Source organism: Amycolatopsis ruanii, assembly GCF_003385175.1.
Classification (GTDB): Bacteria; Actinomycetota; Actinomycetes; order Mycobacteriales; family Pseudonocardiaceae; genus Amycolatopsis_E; species Amycolatopsis_E thermalba.
Map to the genome: position 1 here is coordinate 40,366 of NZ_PQHY01000027.1, position 16,014 is coordinate 56,379.

General features: G+C 72.2%; 16 protein-coding genes. 7 read left to right on the forward strand and 9 right to left on the reverse strand.

Features of this window, described 5'->3' with window-relative positions; all coding sequences use genetic code 11:
* Window positions 1–33 precede the first annotated feature (33 nt).
* The gene (locus tag D0D28_RS16960) at window positions 34–498 is read left to right on the forward strand and encodes a carboxymuconolactone decarboxylase family protein (protein WP_116111243.1); all 465 of its coding nucleotides are present in this window, start codon (window positions 34–36) and stop codon (window positions 496–498) included.
* Window positions 495–1,205, forward strand: coding sequence for an isocitrate lyase/PEP mutase family protein (locus D0D28_RS16965; protein ID WP_116111244.1), 711 nt, complete (start codon window positions 495–497; stop codon window positions 1,203–1,205). The genes D0D28_RS16960 and D0D28_RS16965 overlap by 4 nt, the downstream gene beginning before the upstream one ends.
* Window positions 1,206–1,250: 45 nt before the next feature.
* On the opposite strand, the gene D0D28_RS16970 is transcribed toward D0D28_RS16965, so the two are convergent.
* From D0D28_RS16970 to D0D28_RS16995, 6 genes are all read right to left on the reverse strand, one after another.
* Window positions 1,251–2,225, reverse strand: a complete 975-nt coding sequence (locus D0D28_RS16970) for an ABC transporter substrate-binding protein (RefSeq protein WP_094006164.1) — start codon at window positions 2,223–2,225, stop codon at window positions 1,251–1,253.
* Window positions 2,226–2,259: 34 nt separating this feature from the next.
* Window positions 2,260–3,294: an ABC transporter permease gene (locus D0D28_RS16975; RefSeq protein WP_116111245.1), complete on the reverse strand. Its 1,035-nt coding sequence runs from the start codon at window positions 3,292–3,294 to the stop codon at window positions 2,260–2,262.
* A gap of 88 nt (window positions 3,295–3,382) precedes the next feature.
* Window positions 3,383–4,150, reverse strand: a complete 768-nt coding sequence (locus D0D28_RS16980; RefSeq protein ID WP_094006166.1) for an ATP-binding cassette domain-containing protein — start codon at window positions 4,148–4,150, stop codon at window positions 3,383–3,385.
* Window positions 4,150–5,175, reverse strand: coding sequence for a class I mannose-6-phosphate isomerase (locus tag D0D28_RS16985; RefSeq protein ID WP_116111246.1), 1,026 nt, complete (start codon window positions 5,173–5,175; stop codon window positions 4,150–4,152). Before D0D28_RS16985 ends, D0D28_RS16980 begins: the two co-directional genes overlap by 1 nt.
* Window positions 5,172–6,155 carry a LacI family DNA-binding transcriptional regulator gene (locus D0D28_RS16990; RefSeq protein WP_116111247.1) on the reverse strand — a complete coding sequence of 328 codons (984 nt, stop codon included), beginning with the start codon at window positions 6,153–6,155 and terminating at the stop codon, window positions 5,172–5,174. Before D0D28_RS16990 ends, D0D28_RS16985 begins: the two co-directional genes overlap by 4 nt.
* A gap of 104 nt (window positions 6,156–6,259) precedes the next feature.
* The gene (locus tag D0D28_RS16995; RefSeq protein ID WP_116111248.1) at window positions 6,260–7,498 is read right to left on the reverse strand and encodes a retropepsin-like aspartic protease; all 1,239 of its coding nucleotides are present in this window, start codon (window positions 7,496–7,498) and stop codon (window positions 6,260–6,262) included.
* Window positions 7,499–7,584: 86 nt separating this feature from the next.
* Here D0D28_RS16995 and D0D28_RS17000 point away from each other — a divergent pair, with 86 nt between their 5' ends.
* The 3 genes from D0D28_RS17000 (at window position 7,585) to D0D28_RS17010 (ending at window position 9,871) form a co-directional block, all read left to right on the forward strand.
* Window positions 7,585–8,247, forward strand: a complete 663-nt coding sequence (locus tag D0D28_RS17000; protein WP_116111249.1) for a response regulator transcription factor — start codon at window positions 7,585–7,587, stop codon at window positions 8,245–8,247.
* The gene (locus D0D28_RS17005) at window positions 8,238–9,377 is read left to right on the forward strand and encodes a sensor histidine kinase (RefSeq protein WP_240323244.1); all 1,140 of its coding nucleotides are present in this window, start codon (window positions 8,238–8,240) and stop codon (window positions 9,375–9,377) included. The genes D0D28_RS17000 and D0D28_RS17005 overlap by 10 nt, the downstream gene beginning before the upstream one ends.
* A 131-nt stretch (window positions 9,378–9,508) precedes the next feature.
* Window positions 9,509–9,871: a DUF3817 domain-containing protein gene (locus tag D0D28_RS17010; RefSeq protein ID WP_094006171.1), complete on the forward strand. Its 363-nt coding sequence runs from the start codon at window positions 9,509–9,511 to the stop codon at window positions 9,869–9,871.
* 96 nt (window positions 9,872–9,967) lie between these two features.
* On the opposite strand, the gene trxA is transcribed toward D0D28_RS17010, so the two are convergent.
* Together trxA and D0D28_RS17020 are read right to left on the reverse strand one after the other, a co-directional pair.
* Window positions 9,968–10,882 carry a thioredoxin gene (gene trxA / locus D0D28_RS17015; protein WP_198958260.1) on the reverse strand — a complete coding sequence of 305 codons (915 nt, stop codon included), beginning with the start codon at window positions 10,880–10,882 and terminating at the stop codon, window positions 9,968–9,970.
* A gap of 70 nt (window positions 10,883–10,952) precedes the next feature.
* On the reverse strand, window positions 10,953–11,252 hold the full coding sequence (locus tag D0D28_RS17020) for a thiamine-binding protein (RefSeq protein ID WP_020420187.1): 300 nt from the start codon (window positions 11,250–11,252) through the stop codon (window positions 10,953–10,955).
* 77 nt (window positions 11,253–11,329) lie between these two features.
* Here D0D28_RS17020 and D0D28_RS17025 point away from each other — a divergent pair, with 77 nt between their 5' ends.
* Window positions 11,330–11,830 (forward strand): MarR family winged helix-turn-helix transcriptional regulator, encoded by a 501-nt coding sequence (locus tag D0D28_RS17025; protein ID WP_094006173.1) that lies wholly within the window; start codon window positions 11,330–11,332, stop codon window positions 11,828–11,830.
* A gap of 4 nt (window positions 11,831–11,834) precedes the next feature.
* Here D0D28_RS17025 and D0D28_RS17030 read toward each other — a convergent pair whose 3' ends face one another.
* Window positions 11,835–13,271 carry a neutral zinc metallopeptidase gene (locus D0D28_RS17030; protein ID WP_116111250.1) on the reverse strand — a complete coding sequence of 479 codons (1,437 nt, stop codon included), beginning with the start codon at window positions 13,269–13,271 and terminating at the stop codon, window positions 11,835–11,837.
* Between the two features lie 38 nt (window positions 13,272–13,309).
* On the opposite strand from D0D28_RS17030, the gene glgP reads away from it, so the two are divergent.
* Window positions 13,310–15,868 (forward strand): alpha-glucan family phosphorylase, encoded by a 2,559-nt coding sequence (glgP, locus tag D0D28_RS17035; RefSeq protein ID WP_116111251.1) that lies wholly within the window; start codon window positions 13,310–13,312, stop codon window positions 15,866–15,868.
* Window positions 15,869–16,014: the final 146 nt, after the last annotated feature.

Below are 16,014 nucleotides of genomic sequence, written 5' to 3' on the forward strand. Positions count from 1 at the left end.
TACCCGTGGGCCAGCGCGGGTTAGTTTGGTCGTATGACCGAGCGAATCCAGTTGTCCGCCGCGCTGCCCGAGGCCTACCAGTCGATCCTCCACCTGCACACCGTCGTCGAGAAGGCGGCCGCGGACGCGGGACTGGACCAGCGGCTGATCGAGCTGGTGAAGATCCGCGCGTCGATGCTCAACGGGTGCGCCTACTGCCTCGACCTGCACGCCCGGGACGCCCGCAAGCTGGGGGAGAGCGAGCGGCGGATCCTCATGCTCAGCGCGTGGTGGGAGACCGACCTCTACACCGAGCAGGAGCGGGCCGCGCTCGCGCTGACCGACGCGATGACCCGGCTGCCGCAGCACCAGGACGTGCCCGACGACGTCTACCAGCAGGCGACCAGCGTGTTCACGCAGGAGCAGTACGTCGCGGTCGCCTGGGCGGCGACGGTGATCAACGCCTTCAACCGGCTCGGGGTCACCAGCCACAAGCCGCTCCCGGCGAACCCCCGGTGACCGCCGAGGCGCTGCGGGCGCTGCACGTCCCGGGCGACCCGCTGATCCTGCCGAACGCGTGGGACGCCGACACGGCGCGGCTGGTCGAGGAGGCCGGGTTCCCGGTGGTGGCCACGTCCTCGGTCGCGGTCGCCGCCGCGCTCGGCTATCCGGACGGCGAGGCCGCGCCCGCCGGGGAGATGTTCGCCGCCGCCGCGCGCATCGCCCGCGCGGTGTCGGTGCCGGTGACGGTGGACGCCGAGAGCGGCTACGGGCTGTCCGGGTCCGAGTTCGCCGCGCGGCTGCTGGACACCGGCGCGGTCGGCTGCAACTACGAGGACACCGACCACCCGCGCGGCGGCCTGCGACCGGTGGACGAGCAGGCGGCCCGGCTGGCGGCGGTGCGCGAGGCCGCGGGCCGGGACCTGGTGATCAACGCCCGCATCGACGTGTTCCTGGGCGCCGCCGACCCGCGTGCCGTGCTGCCCGAGGCGATCGAGCGGGCGCGGGCGTATCTCGCGGCGGGTGCGGACTGCGTGTACCCGATCCTGTTGCGGGACCGCGAAGTCCTGGGCGAGTTCGTGCGGGCGGTGAGCCCGGCGGCGGTCAACGCCAACGGTCCCGTCGCCGAACTGGCCGGGCTCGGCGTCGCGCGGGTCTCGCTCGGCGCCGGGCTGTGGCGCGCGACCCGCGGGTGGCTGACCCAGCACCTGAAGACGCTGCGGTGACGCCGGGGAGGTGCGTACCCCCAGGGGCGCACCTCCCCGGCTCCCTCAGCAGGACTGCTTGTAGAAGTACTGGCTGTGGGCGTCCATGTTCGCCTTGGTGAGGGAGTGCAGCGGCGCCGTGAGGTTGCGCGTCACCGGCCTGCCCTCCAGCGCGGCGACCGCCTGCTGGACGCCCTGCTGCCCGATCATCGCCGGGTCCTGCGCGATCAGCGCCTGGTACTCGCCGTTGCGCAGACCCTCCACTTCGGACGGGCTCGCGTCGAACCCGACCAGCTGGACCTGGCCCGCCTTGCCGGCGCCGCGCAGGCCCGCCGCCGCGCCCTCGCCGGTGTTGAGGTTGGTCGCGAAGATCCCCACCAGGTCCGGAGTGGACGCCAGGGCCGCGGTCACCTTCGACATGGCCTCCCCCGGCTCGTTCTGCGTGAACTGGATGCCCACCGACTTCAGGTTCGGGTACTTCTTCAGCTGCTCGGAGAACCCGGCCGCGCGCGCGTTCGTCGTCGAGGTGCCCGCGATCGTGTCCAGCACCAGCACCGATCCGGACTTCCCGCCGACCAGCTGCGCCAGCGTGTCCGCCGCGAGCTGACCGCCCGCCGTGTTGTCCGACGAGATCGACGACTGCGCCACGCTGGTGTCCTTCAACGACGTGTCGACCTCGATGATCTTCACCCCGCGCGCGGCGACCTGCTGGATCGGCGCGAGCATCGCCGTGTCGTCGGTCGGCGCGATGAGCAGCGCGGCCGGTGGGTTCGACCCCAGCGCGTTGACCTTCTCCGTCTGCAGCGCGGCGTCGAACTTCTGCGGCGCCGAGGTGTCCAGCGTGTAGCCCAGCTTCTGCGCCTCGGCCTGCGCGCCGCACTGCATCGAGATGTAGAACGGCTCCGCCTGCACGCCCGGGATGAGCGTGAGCCGCTTGTTGTTCTCCACCGGCGCGCCGCCGGAGCCGCCGACCTGGCCGGACCCGCAGGCGGCCAGCAACACCGCGGCCGCCGCCAGTCCGGCGATCCTCGCGAACCTCATCCGATCCCTCTCCCTACCTCGCTGTATTGGGATGTCACCGGGAATTGCGTGCGCGGCGGCGCCGCTGGTCGAACCACACTGCGGCCACCAGCACCGCGCCGACCGCGATCATCTGCCAGAAGTCCTGGACGTGCGTGATGTTGAAGCCCTTCTTCAGCACGGCCGGGATGAACACCCCGATCACCGTGCCCAGCACCGATCCCACCCCGCCGAACAGGCTCGTCCCGCCCATCACGGTCGCGGCGATCGCGTTGAGGTTGTCGTTGGTGTGCGCGGTGATCGTGGTCGAGGCGTAGTAGGCCAGCGACAGGAAGCCCGCGACCCCGGCCAGGAACCCGGTCAGCAGGTACACCTTGAGCAGGTGCGCGGTCACCGCGATCCCGGCCCGGCGCGCGGCCTCGGCGTTCGACCCGACGGCGTAGGTGTAGCGGCCGAAGCGGGTGGTGTGCAGCAGCCACGCGCCGATCAGCGTGATCACCGCGGCCACCAGCACCAGGTTCGGGATGCCGCCGAACGACGTGCCGTAGCCGAGCGTGCGGTTCAGCGTGGTGGGCACGCTGCGCACGTCGGAACCGCCGTTGAGCAGGTACGCCGCACCCAGCGCGGCGCCCATCGAGCCGAGCGTCACGATCAGCGGCGGGATCTTCGCCACCGCGATGAGGAACCCGTTGATCAGCCCCCACGCCGTCCCGGCCAGCACCGCGGCGATCAGCCCGACGGTGATCACGCCCCAGCCGGCGGCGCTCGCGTTGCCGCCGGAGAGCGCCTCCATCGTCTTGCCGCAGACCATGCCGGAGAAGATCAGCACCGAGCCGACGGACAGGTCGATGCCGGAGGTGATGATCACGAACGTCATCCCGACCGACAGCACGAGCAGCACCGACGTCTCGATCAGCAGCGTCTGGAACGTGAACACGGTGGCGAACTCGTTCGGCGCGAGCACGGTGAACACCGCGATCAGCGCGAGCAGCACCAGCGCGATCCAGAACGTGTTGGCGCCGATCAGCCGCTGCCCGAGGGACCGCTTGCCGATCCCGCCGCTCACCTCGGTCTGCACCGCCGTGCTCACGCCGCCTCCTTGGCGGACGCGGCAAGCCGCGGCGGTGTTTCTGCGTCGGCGAGCGTGGTGTTCGATGATTCGGACCTGCAAGCAGTCCTCATGCCGCCTCCTCGTGGGTCAGTGCGCCGGTCATCGCCGCCACCAGGTCCTCGAGCTTGGTCTCGGCCGCCACGAACCGGGCCACGCGCGTGCCCAGCCGCAGCACCTCCACCCGGTCGGCCACCGACAGCACCTCGGGCATGTTGTGGCTGATCAGCACCACCGCGATGCCCTCGTCGCGGACCCGCCGGATCACGTCCAGCACCCGTTCGCGCTGCACCACGCCGAGCGCGGCGGTCGGCTCGTCCATGAACACGACCTTCGACGCCCACACCACCGACCGCGCCACCGCGACGCTCTGCCGCTGCCCGCCGGACAGCGAGCCGATCGGCACGTCGGTGCTCTGCAACGTCACCCCGAGCCGCTGGAACTCCTCGACCGCGCGCCGCCGCATCTCGGCCTTGTCGAGCATGCCGAGCCGGCCGAGGATGCCTTTCCGGCGGATTTCCCGGCCGAGGAACAGGTTCGCCGCCGGATCGAGTTCCGGGGCGACCGCGAGGTCCTGGTACACCGTCTCGATGCCCAGCCGCCGCGCGGTCACCGGTGAGTCGAGCGACACCGTCCTGCCGTCCAGCCGGATCTCGCCGGAGGTCGGCTGCTCCGCACCGGACAGGCACTTGACGAGGGTGGACTTCCCCGCGCCGTTGTCCCCGATCAGTGCGGTCACCTCACCCGCGCGGGCCTGGAAGGAGGCGCCGCGCAGGGCCTCCACCGAGCCGTAGTGCTTGACCAGGTTCCGCGCGTCCAGCAGGACGGTGTCGCTCATCAGCGCGCTCCGGGCGCCGGGGGACGACAGCGGATGACGGTCAGGTCGCCGGCCAGTTCGAGCTGCCCGGCGGCGTGCGGCACCACCAGCGTCTCGCCCTTCGCCACGGCGATCTCCCCGCCGTGCTCGGTGCGCAGCGTGCCCCGGCCGTCGAGCGCCACCAGCACGGCGAACGACGGGTCGAGCGCGAGGGCGGGGGACGGGCGCAGCTGGTCGGCGCGGAAGAACTCCGCCGACCCGGCGGCCAGCAGGTCCACAGTGGACCCGGGCTCGTCCGCGGTGTGCTTGACGATGCTCGCCAGCCGGTCGTCGTCCCAGCCGGAGGTGTCCAGGGCCCGCAGCGCGGTGTCGAACCCGAGGCCGAGGTGCCCCTGGTCCGGGTCGTCCAGGAAGTTCCGCCACTCGATGGTCAGCGAGAAGTCGGTCGGCTGCTGGAGTTCGACGACGAACACGCCCGCGCCGATCGCGTGCGGCAGACCGGCCGGGATGTAGACCGTGTCGCCGGGGCGGACCGGGACGCTGTTCAGCGCGCTGAGCATCGCGTCGGTGTCCTGCTCGCGCACCCATTCGCCGACCGTGGCCGGGCTGACGGTGTCCCGGAAGCCGGGGTGGACGCGCGGGTCGTCGCCGCTGGTGCCGACCACGATCCAGGCCTCGGTCTTGCCGAAGTGCGAGTCGAAGTGCTCGCGCGCGAAGGCGTCGGTGGGGTGGAAGTGCACCGGCAGCCGCTGGCCCGCGTCGAGCAGCTTGACCAGCAGCGCGGTGGAGTCGTGGAACGCGGCCACGTGCTCGGCGCCGAGCCAGGACTTCGGGTCGTCGCGGACGGCGTCCCGCAGCCAGCGGCCGTCGGGCAGCCGGGTCAGCCCGGCCTCCTCCTGGCCGAAGCGGGTCGTGGTCGAGGCGACCCAGTCTTCGGGACCGAACGCCGAGTCCTGAGTGGATGCTCCGCGGAGTTCGGCGATGGCCGCGCCGCCGCGGTAGAACTGGGCCGGCTGGTTGGCCGGGAGCTTGATCGGGGCGGTCACGGGGCCACCTCACCGGAGCCGCGGGGAACGAGGTGCACGGGCAGGACAACCTTTCTCGGTGCGGAGGCATCGCCGTTGATGCGGGCGAACAACAGCTCGGCCGCCGCCGACCCGAGACGGCTCACGTCGTGCGCGACGACGGTCACCGGCGGGTCGAGCAGGTCGGCCAGTTCGAAGTCGTCGAAACCGACGACGGCCGGGCGCGGCGTGACGTGGGCCAGCGCCCGCAGCAGGTGGACGGTGACGCGGTTGTTGCCGGCGATGATCGCGGTGGCCGGATCGGGATCGGCGAGCAGGCGGGCCACCGCGTCGGCGACGCTCTGCCGGGTGGGCGGGCGCAGGATCGCCAGGCGCTCGTCGAAGCGCAGCCCGGCGCGGGCGCACCCCTCGCGGTAGCCGCGCAGGCGCTCGGCGGCGGTGTAGATGTCCGGCCGGTCGCCGACGAAGGCGATGCGGCGGTGCCCGTGCCGGGCCAGGTGGGCGACCGCCTCGACGGTGCCGCCCAGGTTGTCGACCAGCACGGTGTCGGCGGCGATGTCCCCGGCCGGGCGGTCCACGAACACCACCGGCGTGCCCGCGCGCATCTCCGGCAGCAGGTAGCCGTGCTGGGTGCCGGCCGGGACGATGAGCAGCCCGTCGACCCGGCGGGAGCAGAATTCGAGGGTCAGTTCGCGTTCGCGGTCGGAGTCCTCCTCCGACGAGCCGGACAGCACGTGCCTGCCGAAGGCGGTGGCGACCTTCTCGGCCGCGCGGGTGAGTTCGGAGTAGAACGGGTTGCCCACGTCCTCGACGACCAGGCCGATGGTGCCGGTGGTCGAGCCGCGCCGCAGGTTGCGGGCGCCGAGGTTGCGCCGGAACCCGAGCTCGTCGATGGCGGCCAGCACGCGTTCGGCGGTCTCCGGGTGCACCGCCGGCTCGTCGTTGACCACCCGGGAGACCGTCTTGATGCTCACCCCGGCCAGCCGGGCGACGTCGTTCATCGTGGCGCGCCGCGACGCCTTCCCCGGACCCGGCGACAACGTTGTCATAGCGGGTGGATTTCACACCACCGGGCGGCGGTGTGTCAACCGCCGCCCGGCCGGGGTCACCGCTCCAGGTAGCAGTTCATGCCGGTGTAGTCGAAGGTGAGCGCGAAGGGCTTGAAGAACTCGTGGGTGAAGTTGGCGACGATGTCGAACCCGAACATCGCCGACTGCCCGGGGCCGGGCGTGCCCATGACGGGACCGTCGCTCGCCGATCCGCGCACGTCGTGGGCGACGGCCCGGCCCATCGAGACCCGCTCGGCGACGATCGGGTAGACCGGCCTGCCGTTGAGCTCGCCGGGGTTGGCGTGGTCCACCGCGATGCCCGCGCGCTCGGCGATCTCGACCGTGGTGTCCAGGCCGTGGGCGATGCCGCCGGTGTCCAGCGTGACGATCTTCGGCCCGTAGTCGTTCAGGCTGCCCATCGAGCACGGGTAGTGGTCACCGGCCAGCCACAGCGGCAGCCGCTCGCCCCGGGGCCGGAACGCCGTGTCCTTCCGGCGCAGCACCAGGGCGCGGCCTGCGTAGTCCATCGTGGTCAGCAGGTGGTAGAAGACCGTCGTGCCGATCACGCCCGCGGGTGTCGTGCCGTCCGGCCGCGGCGGCTTGCGCTGGTTCGACCACTGCATAGGGATGTTGCGGATCTCCAGATCGCCGAAGCGGATCGACTCCAGGATGCCGAGGTGGAGGGTGACCGGCTGGCCGCCGGCGAAACCGGACACCGTGGCGACCGAGCGCAGACCCAGCTCGTCGGCGACCGCCTGGTCCAGGTCGAGGGTGCCGTAGGTGTCGAGCACGAACCGGCGCGGCTCGCCGCCGTTGACCGAGGCGTCGATCGTCGGCAGCGGATCGAGGTCCTGGAACGGGAGCCGGACCGCCTGCGCGCCGCGGACTTCCCACGGCTTGCCGGCCAGCTGCGTGTAGAGCTTGCCGAACGGTGAGCCACCCAGCAGCGGCACGGCGCGGTCGTGCCGGTCCTGCCGCACGAAGCACTCCACCAGCTTCCGGGTGGTGTCGGCGTCGCCGGGATTCAGTTCCAGCGCGCGGGAGAGGAACTGCTCGGCGTCCGGGAAACGGTTGTGCAGCAAGGCGATGTAGCCGCGCTGGGCCGCCGCCCTGGCGTTCGCGGGGTCCTTGCGGAGCAGCTTGGCGTAGCCGCGGTCGGCGGCGTCGAACGACCCGGCCCGGAACAGCTGGTCCGGATCGGCGCTGGCGGCGCTCGCGAGCCCGGAGGTCATCAGGGGGACGGTCGCGGCGGCCAGACCGGCCTGCCACAGGAAATCGCGTCGGCGGAGAGTCATGCCGCAACACCTACCGAGCGGACCCGATGATCAGCCGATGCCCGAGCCATACGCGATCCATATCCACCCGCGGCCAAGATGGCCGGGTGCGGGTTCTGGTGGTCGAGGACGAGGCGGCCCTGGTCAAGTACCTCGTCGCCGGCCTGCGCCGGCACGGCTTCGCGGTGGACGTCGCCGCGGACGGCGCCGCCGCCCTGGAGAAGTGCGCGGTCACGCCCTACGACGTGGTCGTGCTGGACCGCGACCTGCCGGTGGTGCACGGCGACACCGTGTGCCGCCGCCTGGCCCAGGACGGCACGGCGCGGATCCTGATGCTCACCGCCTCCGGCTCGGTCGCCGACCGCGTCGACGGGCTCGGCCTCGGCGCCGACGACTACCTGGGCAAGCCGTTCGCCTTCGCCGAGCTGGTCGCCCGCGTCCAGGCGCTGGCCCGGCGCAGCACCCCGGCCCGCCCGCCGGTGCTGCGGGCCGCCGGCGTGGTCCTCGACCCCGCGCGCCGCGCCGCCGTCGGCGACGGCCTGCTGCTGCACCTCACGCCCAAGGAGTTCGGCGTGCTCGAACAGCTCCTGGCCGCGGGCGGGGACGTGGTGAGCGCGGAGACGCTGCTGGACAAGGTGTGGGACGAGCACGCCGACCCGTTCACCAACGCCGTCCGTATCACCGTGGGCACGTTGCGCCGCAAGCTCGGCGACCCGCCGGTCGTCGAGACCGTGACCGGCGCCGGCTACCGGATCAGCCGGTGCACCTGAGCGCTCGCGGCCGCCTCACGCTCCTCTACACCGGGCTGGTCCTGGCTGCCGGTGTCGTGCTGACCGCGCTGACCTACCTGCTGCTGCGCTCGAAGCTGGAGCGGCGGATCTCGCTGCTCATCATCCGCACGCCCGACGATCCCACGCCGGCCCCGCCCGACCTCACCGGAACCGCCGACCAGGTGCGGGACGTGGCGCTGTCCGAGTTCCTCGGCCAGGCCGCGATCGCGCTCACCGTGGTGGTCCTGCTGGCCGCGGTGCTCGGCTGGCTGGTGGCGGGCCGGGTGCTGCGCCCGATCCGCGCCATCTCGGCGACCGCGCGGCGCCTGTCCGCGGAGAACCTCGCCGAGCGCGTCCCGGTCTCCGCGCCCGCGGACGAGGTGGCCGGCCTGGCCACCACGATCAACGGGATGCTCGACCGCATCCAGCAGGGCATCGCCGAGCGCGACCGGGTGCTGCACAGCCAGCGCATGTTCACCGCGAACGCCGCGCACGAGCTGCGCACCCCGCTGACCACCGTCCGCACCGCGATCGACGTCACACTCGACGGCGACCCCAGCCGGGCCGAGCTGCTGGCGATGACCGGCGACATCGCCACCGCGGTCGAGCACAGCCGGCGCACCCTCGACGGCCTCCTGGTGCTGGCACGCAGCCAGACCGGTTCGAACTCGCGCCAGCGGGTGGACCTGGCCGCTCTGGCGGCCGCCGCGCTCGACGGCGCGGCGGCCGCCCACTCGCTGCACGTGCGGTCCGAGCTGGCGCCCGCGCTCACCGACGGCGAACCCGTGCTGCTGGAACGACTGGTGGGCAACCTCGTCGACAACGCCGTCCGCTACAACCACCCCGGCGGCCGGATCGAGGTGACCACCGGCAGCGCCGACGGGCAGGTTGTGTTGTGCGTCTCGAACACCGGGAGCGTGGCGCCGGACGATGCGCAGCGGCTGCTGGAACCGTTCGTCCGCGGCGCGGGCGCGCGCGTGCGCGGCGAATCCGGCGCGGGGCTCGGGTTGTCGATCGTGCACGCCGTCGCCACCGCCCACGGCGGACGCGTGACGCTGGAAGCCCGGCCGTCCGGCGGACTCCACGTGACGGTGTGGCTACCGGAATCCTCTGTGGACGGCCGCTCGTGATGATGATCACGACCCCCGGAGTTCCAGTGAGGACCATCACGCCTCACACTGGGTACCGAAGCGTCCGACAGCGTGGTTGACGTAACCGGAGTCGGACGTTTTCTCATGTGCTTCTCACAAGGAGGAAAGCAGTGACCAGCAAGGCCGCTCTCGTGTTCCGCGTGGCCGCCGTCGCCGAGGCGCTGTCCTGGGCGGGTTTGCTGATCGGGATGTTCCTGAAGTACGTCGTCGACGCCCCGAACGAGGGCGGCGTGCCGGTGCTCGGCATGGTCCACGGCGTCGTCTTCGTCGTGTACCTGATCGTCACGCTGGCCGTGTTCAAGCCGCTGGGCTGGCGCCCGCGCGTGGTGATCACCGCGCTGCTCGCCAGCATCCCGCCGCTGTTCACCTGGTGGTTCGAGACGTGGGCGCTGCGCACGGGCAAGCTGGACGGCCCGGAGCGCCTCACCTACGGCGGCACCGGCCTCATCGTGCGGGACACCGTCTCCGCCTGATCTCCCACGCGAAAGCGCCGCCGCCACGACATGTGACGGCGGCGCTTCGTGCTGTCGTCAGGCGGGCTCCCCGCGGCGCGGGGAGCCCGCCTCGTCTCAGAACAGGGCCGACGCGAGGTTCCGGCGTGCCGCCGCGACGCGCTCGTCCGCCGGGTCGAACAGCTCGAACAGGCTCACCAGGTGCTCGCGCACGCGGTTGCGGTCCGGGCCCGCGGTGCGGCGCACCGCCTCGATGAGCCGGGCGAACCCGTCCTCGACCTTGCCCGTCGCCACCTCGTAGTCGGCCGCGGCGAACTGGGCCTCCAGGTCGTCCGGGGAGGCGTCGGCGCGGGCGACCGCCGCCGGGTCGGCCTCGGCGGCGCGGGCGGCGAACCGCACCTGCGCCAGACCGGCCTTGGCCAGCTCGTTGGCCGGCTCGGTGTCCAGGATCCGCTGGTAGGCGGCCTCGGCGGCGGCGAAGTCACCGCGCTCGAACGCGGCCTCGGCCTCGGTGAAGCGCGGGTCCTCGGCCTCCTCGGCGCCACCGGCGCCCGACGGCGGGATGCCCGGCAGCTTGCCCTTCAGCGCCTCCAGCAGCTGGTCCAGCCACTGCCGGATCTCGTTCTCGGGCAGCGCGCCGGAGAACGCGTTGACCGGCTGCCCACCGGCGATCGCCACCACCGTCGGGATCGACTGGACCCCGAAGACCTGCGCGATCCGCGGGTTGGCGTCCACGTCGACCTTCGCCAGCACCCAGGCGCCGCCGGACTGCTCGGCCAGCCGCTCCAGCACCGGGCTCAGCTGCTTGCACGGCCCGCACCACTCGGCCCACAGGTCCACCACGACGAGCTGCTGCAGCGACCGCTCGACCACCTCGGCCTGGAACGTGGCCTCGGTGACGTCGATGACCGCGGCACCGGCGCCGCCACCCCCGGCCGGGGCGCCACTCGACGGCGGCGGGGCGTTGCGCTGGGCCTCGGCCCTGGCTTTGAGCGCGGACAGATCCACCGCGCCGGACAGCGCGGCGGACATGGCGGCTGACTTCGCTGCTGATGCGCGTGGATTTGTCACGCTTCCATCCTGGCATGTACTGTCCGGCGGTTCACCGGAGGTGCTCCTCCAGCCGCTCCACTTTCGCCTCCAGCTGACCGCTGTCGAAGCCCGGCCGGATGTCGGCCTTCAGCACCAGCGACACCCGGGCCGCCCCCTCACCGGCCGCCTCCACCGCCCGCTTCACCACGTCCATGACCTCGTCCCAGGACCCCTCGACGTTGGTGAACATCGCGTTGGTGGAGTTCGGCAGGCCCGAATCGCGGACGACCTTCACCGCCCTGGCGACCGCTTCGCTGACCCCGCCGTCCGGGTCACCGCCGGACGGGCTCACGCTGAACGCGACGATCATCGGCTCTCCTCACGCTTGCGACACTTTGCGCACTACCCTGCCCCCTCGGTCAAGAACCCGCTGGTAGCTTCCCTGCCATGAACCGCCCGCTGCCTTTCGACCCGATCGCCCGCGCCGCGCAGCTGTGGGAGGACCGGATCGGGCCGTCCGCGACGATGGCGGCGGTCACCGGCGTGATGCGCGTGCAGCAGATCGTCCAGTCGGCCGTCGACGGCGCGCTCAAGCCCCACGGCCTGACCTTCGCCCGTTACGAGGCGCTCGTGCTGCTGTCGTTCGCCCGCCGCGGGGCGCTGCCGATGCGGGTGATGGGCGAGCGGCTCCAGCTGCACCCGACCAGCGTGACCAACATCGTGGACCGGCTGGAGAAGGACGGCCTGGTCAAGCGGGTGCCGCACCCGACCGACCGGCGCACCACGCTGGTGGAGATCACCGACGACGGTCACGCCCGGCTGGAGGAGGCGACGAAGGCGGTCACCGCGATCGACTTCGGGCTCGTCGGCCTCACCGCGAAGCAGACCGAGCAGCTGTCCGAGCTGCTCACCAAGGTGCGCAAGGCCACCGGCGACTTCATCGGCTGACGGCTCAGCCGTATTGGGTGCTGCACGGCCCCGAGCCCTGCAGGTACCCGGTGCGCATGGCCTCGACGCGGTTGAACCCGCTGGCCGCCGGCTTGCCCTCGACGTCGGCCGCGACCAGCGAATCCGGTCGCAGCAGGTCCGAGATCGCCTCGTCCAGGTCGCCCGCCGACAGCCGCATCTGCTGACCCTCCTGCGCGGCCACCGCGGCCCACGCCCCGACCAGGCACGCGGTGCGCAGCCCGGCGTTGGCGTTGTCCAGCGACGCGCCGACACCCTTCTGGATGCCCATCGCGTACCGGGACGCGACCTCGGAGAACGCGGCGAAGTCGCCATGCCCGCCGCTGCTGGACCCGGTGAACTCGCCCTCCTGGTCCACCGGCTGCCCCAGCACGGCCAGCGCGGGCAGGTCGATCCGCACCGTGTGGTCGCTCGTGCAGTACGTCGCGGGCGGGGTGGACGTGCCGTCGGGGCAGGACGCGCCGCCGTCGACGATCTCCGGCGCCTGCACCTTGGCACCGGCGAAGGCCGCGTCGAGGCTGTCCTCCAGCAGGTCGATCGCGTCCTGGTCGACCTCGATGTCGCCGTCCCGGTCACCGGTGTCGAAGGGCCGCTCGGTCAGGCGCGGCTGGATGTTGTCCAGCGTCATGCCCGCGCACTCCCGGGGCCCCTGCTCGAAGCCGATCTGGAAGGCGTAGGTCCGGTCGAACCCGGTGCCGTGCGCGGACCGGTCGGTCGCCGCGGTGCCCGCGCTGTCCCGCACCAGGAACAGCGACGACAGCGCGGAGTTCAGCCCGTCGGAGGTGGACACCGCGAAGTACTTGCTCTTGCCCTCGGCGACCCAGCGGTAGTAGGCGCCGGCGAAGCAGTCGGCCTGCTGCTCCTTCACGATCGTGGGCGTGTTCCGGCTGATGCCTGCCTTGTCGCCGAGCCGGTACTGCACCGCGTGGCCGAACTCGTGGGCCAGCACGGTGACCACCGACAGCGGCCCGAACTGGTCCATCATCGTGGGCAGCAGCACGCCGCGGTCCCACGCCACCGAGTCGTCCATGCTGCAGTAGAAGGCGTTCGCGTTGCCCTTGGTGTCGCCGCAGCCGTTCTCCTGGTTCTCGCCCTCGGAGTCGTAGGACAGCAGCGACTTCACCGGTTCGAACGGCATGTCGAAGCTCGCCGGGAGGGTGTCGGCCCAGTAGTCCTCGACGTCGGCGATGGTGGCGACGGCCACCCGGTCCGCCTCGGTGCTGCTGACGTTGGTCACTTCGAGGTCCGGCTCGGGCGCGGTCGGCTTGAGCCCGCTCTGGAAGTGCGTGATCGGCAGCCCGGCGACGTCACCCTCGGACACCGAGGCGCTCTTCCCGTCGCTGCAACCGGCCAGCCCCAGCGCCACCACCCCGGTCAGCGCCACCAGCGATCGCCGCACCCCGGCCCCCTCGATGTTCGTCACGCTTGTCGCAGCGCACCTTACCGATATCGTCGATCCCCATGAGAGCAATCCGCCGGTTCACCGTCCGCGCGAGCCTGCCCGAGCCGCTGGCCGGGTTGCGCGCGCTGGCCACCAACCTGCGCTGGACGTGGCACCCGCCGACCCGCGACCTGTTCGCGTCCATGGACGACGACCTGTTCCGGCGCGTGCGGGACCCGCTCCGGATGCTCACCGCGGTGCCGCCGGCGCGGCTGGAGGAGCTGGCCGGGGACGAGGACTTCCTCACCCGCGTCCGCGCGATGAGCGAGGACCTGGAGCGCTACCTCACTGAGGACCGGTGGTACCAGCAGCGCCCGCAGGGGGAGCAGTCGCCGGATGCGATCGCGTACTTCTCGATGGAGTTCGGCGTGCACGAGGCGCTGCCGAACTACTCGGGCGGCCTCGGCGTGCTCGCCGGTGACCACCTCAAGGCCGCCTCCGACCTGGGCGTGCCGGCGGCCGGCGTCGGCCCGCTGTACCGGTCGGGGTACTTCCGGCAGTCGCTGTCGCTGGACGGCTGGCAGGTCGAGCACTACCCGGTGATCGAGCCGAGCGCGCTGCCACTGGAACTGCTGACCGGCGAGGACTCCGAACCGGTGCTGGTGCACGTCGCGATGCCCCGCGGGCGCGACCTGTACGCGCAGGTGTGGCAGGCGCAGGTCGGGCGGGTGCCGTTGCTGTTGCTGGACACCGACGTGGAGGCCAACGACGAGGACCTGCGCCGCGTCACCGACCGGCTCTACGGCGGCGACGCCGACCACCGCATCCGCCAGGAGATCCTGGCCGGCATCGGCGGCATGCGCGCGGTGCGGCGCTACTGCGAGCTGACCGGCCACCCGCAGCCGGAGGTGTTCCACACCAACGAGGGGCACGCCGGGTTCCTCGGCCTGGAGCGGGCCCGCGAGGTGATCGGCGAGCACGGGCTCGCGTTCGACGAGGCCCTGTCCGCGGTGCGCGCGGGCACGGTGTTCACCACGCACACCCCGGTGCCGGCGGGCATCGACCGGTTCCCGGTGGACCTGGTGCAGCACTACTTCGGCGACGGCCGCCTGCTGCCCGGGCTGGAGCTGCCGCGGATCCTCGCGCTCGGCGCCGAGGACAACCCGGGCATGTTCAACATGGCGCACATGGGCCTGCGCCTGGCGCAGCGGTCCAACGGCGTGTCCCAGCTGCACGGGCGGGTGTCGCGGCGGATGTTCGCGCGGCTGTGGCCCGGGTTCGACGACGCCGAGGTGCCGATCTCGTCGGTCACCAACGGCGTGCACGGCCCGACGTGGGTGGCGCGGGAGCTGACCGCGCTGCTCGACGGCAAACACAGTGACAACAGCGTGTGGGGGCGCAGTGGTGAATCGGGCAAGCTGCCCAGCCAGATGGGCGTGTCCGACGAGGAACTGTGGGCGCTGCGGCGGGACCTGCGGCAGAAGCTGGTGCTCGAGGTGCGGCGGCGGGTGCGCAACGCGTGGCTCCAGCGCGGGGCCTCGGCTCTGGAGCTGGGCTGGGTGAACCAGGTGTTCGACCCGGACGTGCTGGCCGGCGTGTTCGCCCGCCGCGTGCCGACGTACAAGCGGCTGACGTTGATGCTGCGCGATCCGGAACGGCTGCGGGCGCTGCTGCTCGACGACGAGCGGCCGATGCAGATCGTGGTCGCGGGCAAGTCGCACCCCGCCGACGAGGGCGGCAAGGCGCTGATCCAGCAGGTCGTGCGGTTCACTGATGACACTGCGATCCGTCGACGAATGGTGTTCCTGCCCGACTACGACATGTCGATGGCGCGCTACCTCTACCGCGGTTGCGACGTGTGGCTGAACAACCCGACGCGGCCGCTGGAGGCGTGTGGCACGTCGGGCATGAAGTCGGCGCTCAACGGCGGGCTCAACCTGTCCATCAAGGACGGTTGGTGGGACGAGTGCTACGACGGCAGCAACGGCTGGGCCATCCCGACCGCGGACGGGATCACCGACCCGCTGCGCCGGGACGAGCTGGAGTCGGCCGCGTTGTACGACCTGCTGGGGCAGCAGGTGGCGCCGCTGTTCTACGAGCGGGACTCCGCGGGCGTGCCGCGCGGGTGGATGTCGATGGTGTGGCACACGCTGGACGTGCTGGGGCCGCGGGTGCAGGCGTCGCGGATGGTGCGCGAGTACGTGGAGACGGCCTACCACCCGGCGGCGGTGACCAGCGCGCCCGCGGCCGCGGACGGCTACGCCGGCGCCCGGTCGCTGGCGGAGTACCGGCGCCGGGCCGACGCGGTGTGGCGGCAGGTGCGGGTGCTGGACACCGAGCTGACCGTGGAGGCGCAGGAACGCCTGGTGGTCGGCGACGAGGTCCGCGTCCGGGCGAAGGTGGACCTGGCCGGGCTGGCACCGTCCGAAGTGGAGGTCCAGACGGTGGTCGGCCGCGTCGGCGACACGGATGAGCTGGCGGAGCCCATGACGGTGCCGATGCAGCCCTCCCAGGAGGGCGAGTACACCGCGACGCTGCGCCTGCCCCGGGCGGGCTCGCTCGGGTACACCGTGCGGATCCTCCCGAGGCACGACCTCCTGGCGACCCCGGCCGAGCTGGGCAAGGTGGTACTGGCCTGACCGCAGAACTCGCGTGCGCGAGCGCAGGACTCGCGCGCGGGAGCGCAGGACTCGCGACAGGCGCGAGTTGAACGTTCGCGCGCGCGAGTTCCACGTTCCGGGGCGCGAGTTCCACGTTCCGGGGCGCGAGTTGAACGTTCGCGCGG